Origin of the sequence: Cognatishimia sp. 1_MG-2023, assembly GCF_030548175.1 — a bacterium.
GTDB lineage: Bacteria > Pseudomonadota > Alphaproteobacteria > Rhodobacterales > Rhodobacteraceae > Cognatishimia.
On the sequence record NZ_JAUORX010000004.1, the window covers coordinates 366,671 to 381,795 of the forward strand.

13 protein-coding genes and 1 tRNA gene are annotated in these 15,125 nt (G+C 52.9%); 4 read left to right on the forward strand and 10 right to left on the reverse strand.

Going from position 1 to position 15,125, the window contains the following annotated elements:
* Nucleotides 1–23 precede the first annotated feature (23 nt).
* Nucleotides 24–893, forward strand: a complete 870-nt coding sequence (locus Q4544_RS09485; protein WP_303505660.1) for a branched-chain amino acid aminotransferase — start codon at nt 24–26, stop codon at nt 891–893.
* Nucleotides 894–968: 75 nt separating this feature from the next.
* On the opposite strand, the gene Q4544_RS09490 is transcribed toward Q4544_RS09485, so the two are convergent.
* Nucleotides 969–1,892 (reverse strand): DMT family transporter, encoded by a 924-nt coding sequence (locus Q4544_RS09490; protein ID WP_303505662.1) that lies wholly within the window; start codon nt 1,890–1,892, stop codon nt 969–971.
* A gap of 124 nt (nt 1,893–2,016) precedes the next feature.
* Between Q4544_RS09490 and Q4544_RS09495 the strand changes: the two genes are divergently transcribed.
* Complete coding sequence (locus tag Q4544_RS09495; RefSeq protein ID WP_303505664.1) at nt 2,017–3,510, forward strand: AMP-binding protein; 1,494 nt, start codon at nt 2,017–2,019, stop codon at nt 3,508–3,510.
* Here the strand turns inward: Q4544_RS09495 and Q4544_RS09500 are convergent.
* The 4 genes from Q4544_RS09500 to Q4544_RS09515 all read right to left on the reverse strand — a co-directional run bounded on the left by Q4544_RS09500 (nt 3,499) and on the right by Q4544_RS09515 (nt 6,641).
* Complete coding sequence (locus Q4544_RS09500; protein ID WP_303505666.1) at nt 3,499–4,164, reverse strand: HD domain-containing protein; 666 nt, start codon at nt 4,162–4,164, stop codon at nt 3,499–3,501. The two genes, Q4544_RS09495 and Q4544_RS09500, sit on opposite strands and share 12 nt — an antisense overlap.
* The gene (gene aroC, locus Q4544_RS09505) at nt 4,164–5,270 is read right to left on the reverse strand and encodes a chorismate synthase (protein WP_303505667.1); all 1,107 of its coding nucleotides are present in this window, start codon (nt 5,268–5,270) and stop codon (nt 4,164–4,166) included. The genes Q4544_RS09500 and aroC overlap by 1 nt, the downstream gene beginning before the upstream one ends.
* A 145-nt stretch (nt 5,271–5,415) precedes the next feature.
* Complete coding sequence (locus Q4544_RS09510; RefSeq protein ID WP_303505669.1) at nt 5,416–6,198, reverse strand: porin; 783 nt, start codon at nt 6,196–6,198, stop codon at nt 5,416–5,418.
* A gap of 146 nt (nt 6,199–6,344) precedes the next feature.
* On the reverse strand, nt 6,345–6,641 hold the full coding sequence (locus tag Q4544_RS09515; protein WP_303505671.1) for a hypothetical protein: 297 nt from the start codon (nt 6,639–6,641) through the stop codon (nt 6,345–6,347).
* A 187-nt stretch (nt 6,642–6,828) separates the two neighbouring features.
* Between Q4544_RS09515 and Q4544_RS09520 the strand changes: the two genes are divergently transcribed.
* Nucleotides 6,829–6,905: transfer RNA gene (locus tag Q4544_RS09520), tRNA-Arg, on the forward strand.
* 92 nt (nt 6,906–6,997) lie between these two features.
* A complete protein-coding gene (locus Q4544_RS09525; protein WP_303505673.1) occupies nt 6,998–8,017 on the forward strand; it encodes a LacI family DNA-binding transcriptional regulator in 1,020 nt (339 codons plus the stop codon).
* Here the strand turns inward: Q4544_RS09525 and Q4544_RS09530 are convergent.
* From Q4544_RS09530 to Q4544_RS09550, 5 genes are all read right to left on the reverse strand, one after another.
* Nucleotides 8,014–9,657 (reverse strand): cyclopropane-fatty-acyl-phospholipid synthase family protein, encoded by a 1,644-nt coding sequence (locus Q4544_RS09530; protein WP_303505675.1) that lies wholly within the window; start codon nt 9,655–9,657, stop codon nt 8,014–8,016. The two genes, Q4544_RS09525 and Q4544_RS09530, sit on opposite strands and share 4 nt — an antisense overlap.
* 14 nt (nt 9,658–9,671) lie before the next feature.
* Nucleotides 9,672–10,670: a hypothetical protein gene (locus tag Q4544_RS09535; RefSeq protein WP_303505678.1), complete on the reverse strand. Its 999-nt coding sequence runs from the start codon at nt 10,668–10,670 to the stop codon at nt 9,672–9,674.
* An 85-nt stretch (nt 10,671–10,755) separates the two neighbouring features.
* Entirely contained in the window at nt 10,756–12,990 is a 2,235-nt protein-coding gene (locus Q4544_RS09540) for a glycosyltransferase family 2 protein (RefSeq protein ID WP_303505680.1), read from the reverse strand.
* A 33-nt stretch (nt 12,991–13,023) separates the two neighbouring features.
* Complete coding sequence (locus Q4544_RS09545) at nt 13,024–14,061, reverse strand: glycosyltransferase family 2 protein (RefSeq protein WP_303505682.1); 1,038 nt, start codon at nt 14,059–14,061, stop codon at nt 13,024–13,026.
* A gap of 126 nt (nt 14,062–14,187) precedes the next feature.
* Nucleotides 14,188–15,114: a zinc ABC transporter substrate-binding protein gene (locus tag Q4544_RS09550; protein WP_303505684.1), complete on the reverse strand. Its 927-nt coding sequence runs from the start codon at nt 15,112–15,114 to the stop codon at nt 14,188–14,190.
* Nucleotides 15,115–15,125 lie beyond the last annotated feature (11 nt).

The window sequence follows — 15,125 nt, forward strand, 5'->3', positions numbered from 1 at the left end:
TCTTGAACACGGAAGGAACCACCATGGCGGGCGGATACGATGATCGCGACGGCAAAATCTGGCTTGATGGTAAGTTGGTCGAATGGCGGGACGCGAATGTCCACATCTTAAGCCATGCGATGCACTACGCCAGCTCTGTGTTTGAGGGCGAACGCGCCTACAATGGTAAGATTTTTAAAAGTGTTCAGCATTCAGAGCGTCTGTTGAAATCTGGCGAGCTTTTGGACATGCCAATTCCATACACAGTTGATGAGCTTGAAAAGGCGAAATACGAAGCGCTGGAAGCGAACGGTTTGACAGATGCCTATGTGCGCGTTGTTGCATGGCGCGGCGCTGGCGAAGACATGGGTGTTGCATCGGCCAAAAACCCAGTACGCGTCGCCGTCGCTGTTTGGGAGTGGGGCGCCTATTACGGCGACGCCAAGATGAAGGGCGCAAAACTCGACATCGCGAAATGGAAACGCCCAAGCCCAGAGACCATTCCAACAGCGGCGAAAGCGGCTGGCCTGTATATGATCTGCACCATGTCCAAACATGCGGCTGAAGCAAAAGGTTGCTCTGACGCGTTGTTCTATGACTATCGCGGGTATGTGGCTGAAGCGACGGGCGCGAACGTTTTCTTCGTGAAAGACGGCGAAGTGCACACGCCAATTCCAGACGCCATTCTGAACGGTATCACACGGCAAACGATTATTTCGGTGCTGAAAGACAAAGGTATCACAGTACACGAGCGGCACATCATGCCAGAAGAACTGGGCGACTTTGAACAGTGCTGGCTGACTGGTACTGCCGCAGAGGTCACCCCTGTTGGTCAGATTGGCGAACATACGTTCGAAGTTGGCGACATCACACGCGATATTGCTGAGACTTACGAAGCGATGGTGCGTGCGTAATCGTCGCGTTCAAATTTAGAATTGGAAAGGTCGCCAAAATTTGGCGGCCTTTTTCTTTGCTTGGCTGGCTGTTCTTTATCCCTGCGGCGTCATCGTTGGGCGTGCCTTACCGCGCTTGAGGCCAAGTTGGTGTTCGCGCCAAATGATCAGGATACCTGCAACAACAATCAAGGATGATCCAGATAAAGTCCAAACCGTTGGGATTTCAGCAAAGATAAAATAACCAATAATAACGGCGAAAATCATCGAAACGTAATCAAACGGTGCCAGCAGAGAGGCTTCGGCGTATTTGTAACCCAAAGTCAAAAAGATCTGTGCAGTTCCGCCGATAAGGCCGGCTAGCACAAGGAACATCATCTCTTGGTTTGTTGGAATGACCCAGCCAAAAGGCAGTGACAAAAGCGATAAAAGCGTTGCTGTTAGGGAAAAGTAGAAAACAATGGCCGAGGCCTCCTCGGTTTGCACGAGGCGGCGAATGTGGATTTGTGCAAGTGCGCGAAACACTGCAGAGCCTAAGACAAGCATTGCTCCCAACATCAACACAGCTTGCGGGCCACTGCCGTCAAATTCCTTCAGGCGGGGGTACAATACGATAGCCACACCAACCAAGCCAATGCTTACCGCCGTTAAGCGAAAGGCCCGCACTTGCTCGCCCAAGAACATTGCAGCGAAGATCACAATGAGCAGCGGCGCTGTAAAGCTGATGGCCACAACTTGAGGCAAGGGCAGAATGCCCAACCCAGCAAAGCCAAGGACCATTGCGGTTGTCCCGATTAAGCCTCGCCAGAAATGCCCAATCGGGCTTTTAACCTTTAGGCCCGTGCGCAATTGGCCGCGTTTCAGCAACCAGATTACAATCACCAGCATGCCAAAGAAGGACCGGAAAAATACTGCTTCCCATGCAGGTACATGAGGCGCCGAAGCTTTGATCAGCGAGTCCATGATAGCAAATAGGAATAGCGCCGTGATTTTGAGTAAGATACCGCGATAAACCATCATGTTTGCCCCTATCAGTAACCAGCGAGAACCTGATCCTTGTCGTTAATAATAACAAGGACAAACTGCGCACTTGCGCTTTGTCTTGATACAGCAAAATAATGCGCCAAATCTATCGGAGCTGCGAATGTACGAGAACAACCACCTTATATCGCGCCTATATGCTGCCTGCAAAGGGCGCGAAACTGACCGGTTTGCGCAAATTCCCGGGCGTGATGATGTGTCGTTCCAAGCGCTTTTCAAAGGAGCGGAAAAAACAGCCGCGGCTTTGGTTGCCTGTGGAGTGATCCCGGGTGATCGTGTTGCAGTTCAGGTGGAAAAAACCATCGAATCCATACAGCTTTATCTGGGTACGGTTATGGCTGGCGGAATCTTTCTACCGCTGAATACAGCATATACAGTCTCTGAATTAGAGTATTTTCTAGGGGACGCGACACCGCGCGTTCTGGTGTGCGATCCTGCTAAGTTTGATGACATTGAGGCCGTGAAAGGTGACGCAGAATTGCTAACCCTTGATGCTGCGGGCCAAGGTACGCTTATCGAACGGCGGCAGCAATTCGATGAGTTTCAGACGGTTGCGCGCGGTGCCAACGACTTGGCGGCAATCCTGTACACATCCGGCACAACAGGCCGTAGTAAAGGCGCGATGCTAAGCCATAGCAATCTGTCGTCAAATTCCGAGATGCTGCGCGAGTATTGGCAATTCACACAACAGGACGTGTTGATCCACGCGCTACCAATCTTTCACACGCATGGGCTATTTGTGGCAACAAATGTCGCCCTGTTGTCCGGTGCTTCTGTGGTGTTTCTACCCAAGTTTGATGCCGATGCCATTCTTGAGGCAATGCCAAATGCAACGGCCCTGATGGGTGTTCCGACGTTCTACACACGCTTGCTGGATGATCCCCGCCTGAATGCAGAACGTGCCTCGAATATGCGGCTGTTTATCTCAGGCTCGGCACCGCTGTTGGTGGACACACATGCCGCATGGGAGGCCCGTACAGGTCACCGTATCCTGGAACGCTATGGCATGACTGAAACCAATATGAGCACATCAAACCCCTATGTCGGGGAGCGCCGCGCAGGCACCGTGGGTTTCCCCCTACCTGGGGTCGAGGCCAAGGTAATGGCAGAAGGTGCAGAAGTACCAAATGGCGATACAGGTGTGCTTTGGGTACGTGGGGCGAATGTGTTTCAAGGCTATTGGCAGATGCCAGAAAAAACCGCCGAAGAATTGATGGACGATGGTTGGTTCATCACCGGCGACTTGGCCAAGATTGATGCAGATGGCTACGTCACGATAGTGGGTCGTGAAAAAGATCTGGTGATAACGGGCGGCTTTAACGTTTATCCGAAAGAAGTAGAAAGCCTGATCGACGAACTGAATGGCGTGGTGGAAAGCGCAGTCATCGGCGTGCCGCATCGGGATTTCGGCGAGGCCGTTGTTGCGGTGGTTGTCGGTACCACAACACCAGACGCCATTTTGGCAGCGCTAGAGGCAGCGCTCGCTAAATTCAAACAACCCAAACAGGTGATCATCGTTGACGAGCTGCCGCGCAACACAATGGGTAAGGTGCAAAAGAAAGCGCTGCGTGAAACCTACGCTAATTTATTTCAGTAAGTCAGCCCAGTGATCTGGCAGGTTGGTGTCCATTTCCTTGGATAGCTGCACCAGATAGGCCAGCATCAATTTGGCACGTTTACGCGCGATCTTGCGGCCTTTCCTTGTGTTCATCTCGTTTGGCAATTGCAGCAGCTTGAGATGCCAGTGATCAATTGACCAAAGCTGATCATCCAATCGCCGATTGGCCGCGAATGGATCAATAGGATCGGCCAGTGGGCGGTCCATTGTGCCCGCAACCATGAACGTCCGGGCAATTCCCACTGCGCCTAGCGCATCCAACCGATCTGCATCGCGTAGAATTTCGGCTTCGCGGGTTTCGGGAGGAATGTCTGCCGAATAACTATGCGCTTTGATGGCGTGTTGCGCGGCTTTGATCTCATCGTCGGAATAACCAAGTTTTGCCAAAATAGGCTCTGCTTTTTCCGCTGATAGGGTCGAGGCCTGTTTGCGATTGGGCGAGTCCTTGGGCAAGTTGACCAAGTCGTGCAGGTAAGCTGCTGCAAGCAGAACGCGCCGATCTTTGATGCCTTCATCTTTGGCAATGCGGCGCGCTTGGGCCCAAACGCGATCCAAGTGCAAAATGTCATGCGCGGGGTCTTGCGCCATCTCGACTTTGATAATCTCGCGCAGCTGCGCACGTAGTTTTTTCATCAACCGATTTTGCCCTGATTTTCACCGATCTGACCACGGTGCAGTAATAAATGATCTAAAATAACGCAGGCCATCATTGCCTCGGCCACAGGGACCGCGCGGATGCCAACACAGGGATCGTGACGACCTTTTGTCACGACTTCAATAGGTGATCCATCAATACGGATTGATTTGCGCGGACTTAAGATTGAAGACGTCGGTTTCACCGCAAAGCGTACAACCACATCTTGACCGGTGGAAATACCACCCAAAATACCGCCAGCGTGGTTAGACGAATATACCGGCTGGCCATCGTTCCCCATGAATATCTCATCAGCGTTCTCGGTGCCCTTCAAACGAGCCGCGGCCATGCCTTCGCCAATCTCAACACCTTTGACCGCGTTGATGGACATCATCGCCGCTGCCAGATCGGTATCCAGCTTTGCGTAGACCGGCGCGCCAATGCCTGCGGGCACGCCACGCGCCACAACCTCAACCTCGGCCCCGACCGAGTTGTGATCCTTGCGCAGGGCTTGCAGGTAATCTTCCCATTCTTGCGCTTTGTCCGCACCATTTGGAATCCAGAAATCATTCTGGTCGATGGCATCCCAATCAAAGGCATCCCGATCAATGGTCACATCACCCATGCGGCTCATGAACCCTTTGATCTCGAGACCCGGCACCAGCGCTTTGATCGCTTCGCGCGCCACGCCGCCAGCTGCCACTCGAGCTGCAGTTTCGCGCGCCGAAGAGCGCCCACCGCCACGATAGTCACGGTTGCCGTATTTTTGGTGGTAGGTGATGTCCGCATGTCCGGGGCGGAACGTCTGAGAAATGTCGCCATAATCTCGGCTACGCTGATCGGTGTTTTCGATCATCAGCTGAATAGGCGTCCCGGTGGTCTTGCCCTCAAACACACCCGACAGAATTTTCACCGCATCGGGTTCATTCCGCTGCGTGGTGTTCTTGTTTTGCCCGGGCCGACGTTTATCCAGCCACACTTGCAGCATCTCTGGGGTCACCGGCACATTCGGCGGACAGCCATCAACGGTCGCTCCTAAAGCGGGACCGTGGCTTTCACCCCAAGTGGTGACGCGGAACAGATGGCCAAAGCTGTTGACGGACATGGGCATTCTCCTGATTTCGCCTATCCCTTTATCGCCAAAGCGACCGAGGGAAAAGCCTTTCGCGAAAAAGGCCACACTGCGGGGGCGCAGCGTGACCTTTTCTTTCAAGCGCCTGGATGCTCGGCGCTTTGAAAATCATGAAATCTTAGAAGCCGGTCGGGTTCGAGACGTGGTTGAAGTAAGAGAAGGAGTCCATTTCAACCGAGTGTCCGTGAACCGGTTTACGTCCGTTGCGAGCCTTGCCGCCAAACGGAACGGTTAGTGTGACGCGTGCTAGATCTGCTACGCCAAGAAAACCGTCGGTGCGCCCAAGGGAGGCGTTTAAGTAAACGGGTGTTTGCGCTGGGCCAGTCAACTCGACGCCAACTGTAATGCCATAAGCTTCTTGATCACCAATAAAGTCCGAATTCTCCTGTAGGTAAAACGCACCCACATCTAGGCCGTTTGCAAATGCGTATCCGGCGCTTAAGCCGGCAACATCGCTTTTCTCGGAGATCATCTTGTAATCCCCTTGGCCCACAAAGCCGGTTAGGGTTAGGTTTTTGTAAGTATAGCTTGCCTCGATTCCGTAGTGGTCGATGGTGCTATTTCCAAATGAATCAGAAAATTTCGTACGATCCCAAAATGCGCCGACTGCCAAGCCTTCAGTCAGGTGCTGCATCGCAGTTAGCGAGAATACGGTCATGTCCAACGTAGGAAAGAAATCGCCTTGGTCCGCGTGGGTTATGCCGAACCGTAGGTCCAGGTTTTCCGTCAGGTTCAAATTGACAGCCCCGGCAATGCTTTCATTACGGGTCGATATGCCAAAACCATCCACCTCTTGTAGCTTGCCGGTACCTAGCGTTAGCTCCGTGCTTTCCAGTTCAAAAGCATGCAAGTTTCCTGCCGCGGCAAGGCATGCCGCAGTGAGTAATATTTTAGTTTTCACGAGTTTAGTCCCAGAATTGTTCTGCCTCTTGGGTAGAAAAAAATTCTGAGACGAAAAAGTGTAAACTTATGAAATTATTTAGTTTTTTGAACCAGCGCCCGAATGGGTGCTGGTTCTGCAACATAAACCGAAGAGGTTATACGAGGTTAGTCTGCGGTTATGTCGAACGTGTATGTTTGGCGACGGGATTCGTGCTGCAATTCCACGAAATCCGGATCACCGTAATAGAGGTGGAACCAAATTGGCGTCCCGTCTGGGGCATAGGGTTGCTGTCGCAGCTCGTGTCCAGAGCGTGCTTGCGAAACGGATGTCACCCCAGCGAGGGTAAAAAACGTATCATTTTGTTGGTCTGCAGTATGGGCTACCGCCGGTGCGGTTAGCGTGAGAGGGACGAGCAATGCCGCCATCGCGCCGCCCACGGAGTATTTTCCTAGGCGAGTCATGATTTTTCCTTCTTCGTATGAGCCGTATGGCCTCTTAGAAATGGGCCTCGAGGTGCGCCTTTACTACCCTTATGCGCAGGAAATCCATTCACACTTTTGGGAACAGGATGAGCATTTTCGTGACCCGCGCAATTAATGCAAATCACCTTTGAACTTGGTGCAGGAATGTTTTACCCACGATTAGGACGGCCCCGTGGCTCAACTGGATAGAGCAGCCCCCTCCTAAGGGGCAGGTTGCAGGTTCGAATCCTGCCGGGGTCGCCAATGTGATCAAAACATCACGCCTCTGCGTGTCGTGCTTGATCATTGTCAAAGCCTCGCGATAACATGGGGATAACCGACAAAGGAATTCATACGTGGCAACAGACGAACACCGCTCTCTCACCCTGCGTGATGTTTCCGAAGCATCCGGCGTTTCTGAAATGACAGTTAGTCGCGTTTTACGAAACAGAGGGGATGTGTCAGACGCAACGCGGCAACGTGTTTTAAAGGCCGCGAAAGAGCTGGGCTATGTGCCCAACAAAATCGCCGGTGCCTTGGCCAGCCAACGCGTGAACCTTGTTGCTGTTATCATTCCATCTCTGTCCAACATGGTTTTCCCAGAGGTTTTGGGCGGAATCAGTGAAGTATTGGAAGAAACTGATTTGCAGCCCGTGGTCGGCGTCACCGATTATATTCCTGAAAAGGAAGAAAAGGTTCTGTATGAAATGCTGTCATGGCGCCCATCAGGGGTGATCATCGCGGGTCTGGAACATACAGATGCGGCCAAGGCCATGATGCGCGCCGCTGGCATTCCAGTGGTCGAGATCATGGATGTGGACGGCACGCCCGTTGATGCAGCCGTCGGTATTTCGCATCGCCGCGCTGGGCGCGAGATGGCGAAAGCGATTCTAAAGGCTGGCTACCGCAAGATTGGCTTCCTTGGCACAAAGATGCCGTTGGATCACCGCGCGCGGAAACGGTTCGAAGGTTTCACCGAGGCATTGGCCAAAGGTGGTGTCGAGGTTGAAGATCAAGAATTCTATTCTGGCGGCTCTGCGCTCGTTAAAGGGCGTGAAATGACGGAAGCTATTCTAAAGCGCTCGCCCGAACTCGATTTCCTCTATTACTCCAACGATATGATTGGGGCAGGTGGGTTATTGTACCTTTTGGAGCAGGGTATCGATATTCCAGGCCAAATCGGCCTTGCGGGATTCAACGGTGTTGAGCTGCTCGAGGGATTGCCGCGTCGATTGGCCAGCATGGATGCGTGCCGTCGTGAATCCGGGCGTCAAGCAGCAGAAATTATTGCCGCGCGTGTCAACAACGAGCCCACGGAAAATATTGTAGAGCTTTCGCCCAAGATTGCCTTTGGGGATACGCTGAAACGCCGTTAACGGCGTTTCGCTTTCATCGCAGCATTCGCATTCAAAAGCGCCTTGCGGAACTTAGGTCCGCGACGGCGCTTCAATACGGCTTCGCAGTAATAGGCAATCCGACGCGGATTGCCCTTTGCCTCTAGCGTATCCAAAAACTCACGCATAAAGCGGCCCGTTTGGTGACGCTTGCGCATCAGCGTGTAGAAAGCTGTTGTGGTCAACGTTCCGTTCAGACAGCCATCAATCACTGGCTTTAGCACGCCCATTTGCACCCAAAGCGACGCCATGCGGTGGCCAAAGAACTTGCACCGGAACCGGCGGATATTCTCGCCTTGGAACAATGTCGCATGCATCGCATCCTGCGGCATCCGCGGATCATAGAATAGATACGCGTCTTTGGCTGAATTCAGCAAATCCGGCGCATATCCATACCGCCCGGTGAAATCACGTCGCCATGCCTTCACATATCGGTATTCCCACGGCGCAATCTCGCGATCCAATGTCGCCTGCGGAGAGATCAAAATCACTGTTGCGCCCGGTGCCGCTGAACTAAAGGCCGCCGCAGCATAGGCCCCCATCGACGCCCCATAAAAGACAACCTTTTTGAACTGATCAAAGAACCCTTCGTCGCGCAGCCGATCAAAGAAATCAAACACCGCATCGTCCCGATACCATGTCCAATCATGGGCCATCATGCCCAACATCGACCAACCCCGCCCTGTGACAAAGCCATAGCCCCAAGGCATCCGATCATTCGTGAAATCATACACATGGTCGAGGTTTTCAAAGGTTACAATCAGCGTGTCGCCTTTGCTAACGTATAGAGCAGAGTGTTGATCGCCCAACTCCTCAAAGAACCCCTCGCGTTCACCCAGATCTGCTAGGTGGCCTTTCCAATCGCTCTTGCTCAGCAATGACAGGCCAACGTCTTCTTCCGCTTCGGGCTTTTGCACCATCACCCGGATGCGATTGCCCAATTCACTCAGCGTCGTGACCTTGCCCAGCGTTTCCAGCTTGGCCAGTTGGTCCTTTTGCTTGGCTTTGCGGATGTCCAATATAATCCGCCCACCGGGGGCGACGTTGTTGGCAAAGAAATCCATGTAAACATCGACAGGAAAATGAAACCCGCAGGCCAAAAGGCTAACGGCTAAATCGACAGGTTCAATTGCTTCAACGTCACCCTTTTCTGGGTTCGTCGCAGTCACATCATCAGGATCGATTCCATTCTGCGTCAGAAATTGCACAGCTTTTTGCAGGTTCGAATAGGCGCTAGCCTCTTCGGCGAAACCGAATTGGCGTTTGTCGTTCTGCTCTAGATCAATCAGATCAACGGTCGCTCCAAACTTTTGCGCCGCGACCAAATCAAAGAACGCATAACCACAGCCGATGTCGGCGATCCGTTTCGGTGCTTTGGTATTCAGAACCTCAAACAACGACTCAAATTCTTCGGCAATATCTTCCATTGCGCGTTGCGCCAAAAGCGAGTTCTCTTCGGCCGCAATCTGCGCCAGAACTTCGTTTTCGCCCTTGGTCCATTGGCTGATCAACTGGCCGCTTCCCTTGATCCCACGCAAAACATCGGATCGTTGAAGGATGATATTCACGTAGTCGGCCGTGCCGAACATCGAGAAATCCAGTTTGCTGGGATTGATGGTCATATCGCCTCTCCCATTCACTGAAACAACTTGGCGGCATTCGAAACCAGCTGCGCACGCCATTCGCGGATGTCTTTCGTTTCCACGTTATTGTTCTTGGCAAGCTGTGCGATTGGTTCGTCGTCCTTCAATGCTTCAATCGCCAACATGGCCCGAAACCTCGGGTCATCGCTGTTACCAAAGAGCTTCACTTGCTTTGCAGGTATAGGCGCGGCCTTTCGATCAATCTCATGCTTGGAAAGCATGCGGTCCAGAAATGATCCACGCCTTGGTTTGTTATCTTCGGCGTCACGCAAGCGCGGTTTTAGGCGACGGGCCCACAAATGCACGCCACGCGTCGCGTCGGTAAAGCTGTCTTCTGGGGTGTGCCGACTAAGGATAAAGTGATTTCGGTCCTTAAAGGTCTTTGCATAAAATGCAGACGCGTCTTGTGCGGCTTCGATCTCTCCGGTCTGCTTTAAAAACCACGATACCGCCTTCGGTCCGGTAAAACCCCATTCCTGCTGGGTCATATGCACGGGGTGTCCCTTATCCCGTTCAGCCTCTAGTTCGGCTTGCTGATGTGGTTTCAGCCAAGGTCCAATCGCATAGGGGTCTTCAAAGAACTCAATCATTTTCACCAACGTCGGGCTGTCTTTGGGCAATCCCAAAACCGCGTTGCACACTAGGTTTTTCTTTTCCCAGCCAAAAACATGCTCTTGTTCGTAGTCAAAGGGCCGATAGCACAGCACATCGGCATCGACCCAAATCTTATTCGTTTTTTGCAAGAGGCGCATGCGCCAGAAATCCGCATGAATAGCAGGGCTGCCCGTCACGGCGTGACGATACATCGGCTCTGACGGATAGATCGCCTCTGCGTCGCCAGCGTGCACGCCTTCAGGAAGGTTGCTAATCGGCTCATAGCTATACAGCGTAATATGGTGTCCCTGATCCGCAAAGGATTTCAGGCAAAGCTGCTCAAGCCAAGACAGGTTTCCACCAATCCAAAGGCTTGCGATTTCAGGTAAGTTCGCCATGTCCTGCTCTTTGTTCCTGTTTTGGAAACAGTTTAGTTGTTCTGTTTCCCTTTGTCTCTAATCTCTTATGCCTTTGCACGGGGAATTAATGCGCAGTCGTATCTTGCCGCTCAACGGTAAAGAAATAGTCTTCGGGGTGGTCTTCTAACGCCACCTCATCCGGCACCACATCTGGCCCCGCCAAAAACACGTTCGCCCCAAAATGCGGCAGCAACTTAGAAAGCCGCTCCATTCGCTCGCCTGTTAGGTCTTGGTAGAATTTGGCGTAGTTGTCCGTGGCCTTCAGCGCGTCGATTTTCTCACGATGCGCCGCAACACAGCGTTCGTGCATCGCCTTAATCTCTGGGTCCGCCAACAGTTTATCCATCTCAACCTGCAACGCGGGCAGCATCCGTTGGATCGACGTATCTTCGCCAACGTTGTGGTTCATCCGAAACCAATAGGCGAGGCCTTGATCACGGTCCACGTGGTTCACCCGCCCGCGGTCGCGCTTAACCAAGAAACTCTCGGCCGACCGAACCGCATAGTGGTTCAGACACACCAGGTCATAGCCCACCGTTTCCTGCGTGCTGCGCCATGCATTGCGGAAAAACTCCTTAGGCATCGCCTTGCCAGAACCGTTCACCCAGTTGATCTGTTCCCAAAGCTGTGGGTTCAACCCCTTTGGCCGATGAACGCCCAGCTTTTTAAACAGCCCAATATTGCGGAATAGGGTCTTAAATCCCCAGGCCTGATGCGGTTTGCGCGTCATTTCATGGGCGCACCGCGTGTAGTCGCCAATGATCGGCTGGTCCGTAAATTCGTGAATGTCTGAATTGCCAAACAACCGCCATGTCATTGAAATCATGTTGGCCTTTGGCACCGCCTTGAACAATGCCTTCAACGTGCCATCACCGGTCTTCACATTAATGAACTCATCCACATCCATGCAGATGACCCAATCAGCGTTCTTGATGATGTCTTCCTTTTCACCAGCCTGCAGCGCCGCGTGCTGAGGTTTCAGCCCCGTGTCATGAAACGGGTTATCGCGGTGCTGCAAAATCCCTTTGGCTTGCAGCAGTTCATGAAAGTCATCGGTGCCATCCGTGCAGTCATTGGTGAAAACCAGAAAGTTATCGACCCCAATCGCCCGATGATAAGCGATCCATTCCAAGATGAACGGCCCTTCGTTTTTCATCGTGGTGATGATCGTGACCGAATTCTTATTCTTGTTCACCTTAGGAGACTTCATCACCGGCATGCGCACTGGTTTGTGCGACCAATGATTGGCGGCCATATTCAGCAGCCCGTCATCCTCAATCAATGACGTCTTTGGCACGATCTTTGACACTGACTCGACCGGATGCCGTAGCCCCATATACCGTAGAAATGTCGCCTGTTCCTTGTGACTGGGCGAGACTCCGGCAATCCGCACATATCGCCACACAGCCTTTTCACCCGCAACACTTGGCGCAATGCACCACCGTTGGCGCGGCTTGCCCGCATCAAACTGCCGGCAGATATGATCGGCAAAATGGCATGTATCATCATCGCGCACGCGCCACGGGTAACAATGGGATCCGATCAGCGTGATCACCCCATTCCGCGCCTGAACCGCCCGATCAAAAACAGACCCTTCCTCGGTCTGTTCCAACAAATCCGTCAGATCCAGCTGCGCCACGGCCCGCGCCTTATCCAAAAACCGATGGCGCAACAGTTCGAACAATCCCAACTGACCTAGCGGCGATTTCATCGGATCAGGGGATGGGATATCCATCCGGTCTTTTCCCGGCGCATCAGGTGCGCAAAACGGATGCTGTTCAGCAGGTAATTCAGGATCACCTAGCGGCACATCATATTGAACAACAACAATCTGCTTCAGGCCAGCGATCAGCGCGATGCCCTTTTTCAAAGCACGCGTATAGGCTCTATTACTGCCCATTTCCGCGCGATCCACGATCAGCGCGGCGTTCATCCCATGGTGCTCTACATGCCACCGCAGCCAATCCAGCGTGATTTCAACGCTTTGACCATTGCGAATAGCCAAACCAACATTCAGGCCCTCCAGCAACTCAAGCCGGCGCGGCGACAGCGCGATATCGCAGTGCTCGCCATCAATCTCGACAGTGGGGGTATCAACGCCAACCGCATCGACAATCAGCCCGTCACCAACAGTGTGCATGTTGTCAAAGATCGTACCAGCCGCTGGAACCAACCCGTCAACGTCACTACCAGCCGTAAAGAAAATCCGCCCACCGGCACCGTTTTCAACAGCGTCCAGAATGACAGCTTGTCCCACGCGCTGATGCGCGATTTGAAAGTGACGAAAGGCGGTTTGCATAGGCCTTTTACCTGCTCTGCCCTTAACCGGGCTTTAATCTTCACTGCTCTGTTGGGCTTGGTGATACCACGCTAAAAGCCGTTTCTGCAAACTTTTGGGCACGACTTCGCTGCTGCCTGCAGTGATGATCTGCGTTAGCAATTTGTGATTGTCTGGATCGCAGATCAATGCATCAAACTGCGTCTGATGCCATGCAACGGCCTGATCATGCAGCTTGCGTAGCCCTGGCAGGGCCAGCAGTTTCTCCAACTGCGCCTCAGTCGCTGGACGCATCGCATCAATGGATCGATCTTCCACCGTGTTGAAATTTCGCTCAACCCAGTAGTTCAATCCGATCTCTTTCTTGCGGTTCGGCAATCCTCGCGCGCGCTTTAACATGAACGCCATCGCCGATCGCACCGCATAATGGTTTATCTCAGCCAAGTTCCGCCCGGGTGCCATTCCGTACAATGAGATCCGCCCCTGCGCCATTGCGAACTCTTGCGGTAGGAACTTCCCGGCACCATCCACCATGATTGGGCGCCGTGCCTTTGACAGGTCTTTCTGCTTAGGGCGATGAATACCCAGCATGTTAAACGGGCCATTGGGCTTGAATAGTGTCTTACAAAGGGTCGCAGCGATGGGATATTGCGCGTCTTCTGGGATGGCCCGCGTGAACTGCTGCGTCACCGGCGCATCAACCAAATCCACCACATCATTATGACCAAACAAACGCCATTGCAGCACAATCGCATCCGCTTCCGGAGAGCTAGCCGTGATCAAATCCTCGAACCGATGCTCGCCGACTTTGATGTTAATGAACTCATCGACATCAGACACCAGAATCCAATCTGCTTTGCTAAGCAGATTGTGTTTCCATGCAGCCTTAAGCGCTTGCCACTGAATGGATTGCCCCGCTTCACGTCGCTGCGGAACATGCCGCACGATGCCCGCCATTTGCAGGGCTTTCAGCATCTCATGGGTGCCGTCGTCACAGTCATTGGAAAAGATCAGAAAATCCGTCACACCGGCTGCCCGATGATGGGCGATCCATTCCAATAGATACGGGCCTTCGTCCCGTACTGTGGTCACGCAAATTAGTCTCACGAATGATGTGCCTGTCTGTTTTGACCCAATCCTATCATGACATGAAGGATTGGCCACATCTTCAATCGACAATTCCCACGGATGAGTCCGTCGGGCGACACTGACCTTGAATTACTTCAAGCAATCCGATGCGCTTTGAACCAGTTGCTGCAGCAAAGCCAAGTAATGCGACGGTCCTGGTGCCAAATTTGCACCCAGCGGATCCAGCTCGCCAGACTTCACTCCGTCAACGGCCACTGCCGCAATCAAGCCCGGATTAAACTGCGGCTCTGCAAAGACACAGGTTATCCCATGTTCTGCAATCTCTGCCTGAATGTCGGCCAAACGCGCAGCACTTGGTGCAGTCGCATCAGATACCTGCAACGCACCAACAGCCTTTAGGCCAAAGGCGTTTTCGAAATACTGATAGGCATCATGAAACACGATGAACCGCGCCTCGGTCAAATCCGCCAAGTCTTTGCGCAAAACCTCGGTCAGATCATCAATCTCAGATGTCGCAGCGGCGGCGTTCACTGTGTATAGTTCAGCATTGTTAGGGTCGATTTCAGATAGCTTTTCCGCCATCTTACCTAGCCAAAACTGGGCATTCTTTGGGTCAAGCCAAGCGTGCGGATCGTGGGTGTCATGCCCGTGATCATGGCCGTGATTATGCCCATGATCGTCGTCTTCTTCGTCATGGTGATCGCCAAACACTGCCTCTTCGCGGCTGTCCAGCAGATGCGTGCCCTCAAGGTGCAGCAACTCCAATGTTTCCGCATCACCGGCAAGGCTCTCAATGGCGTCTTCCAACCATGGCGTCAGGTCTTCGCCCATCCAGATCACCAGATCCGCATCCTGCAAATCGCGCGCCTCGGATGGGCGCATGGCATAGCTGTGTGGGGAAATACCCGGTGGCAAAATCAGCTCAGGCTCACCGACACCTTGCATCACACGTGTCACCAAAGAATGGATTGGTGCGATGTCTGTCACGACTTGTGGAACCTCTGCGTGACTCGTCGTCGCGATCAAGGAAAGTGTTGCCGCAATACGATAAAACATCCGTAACTCCG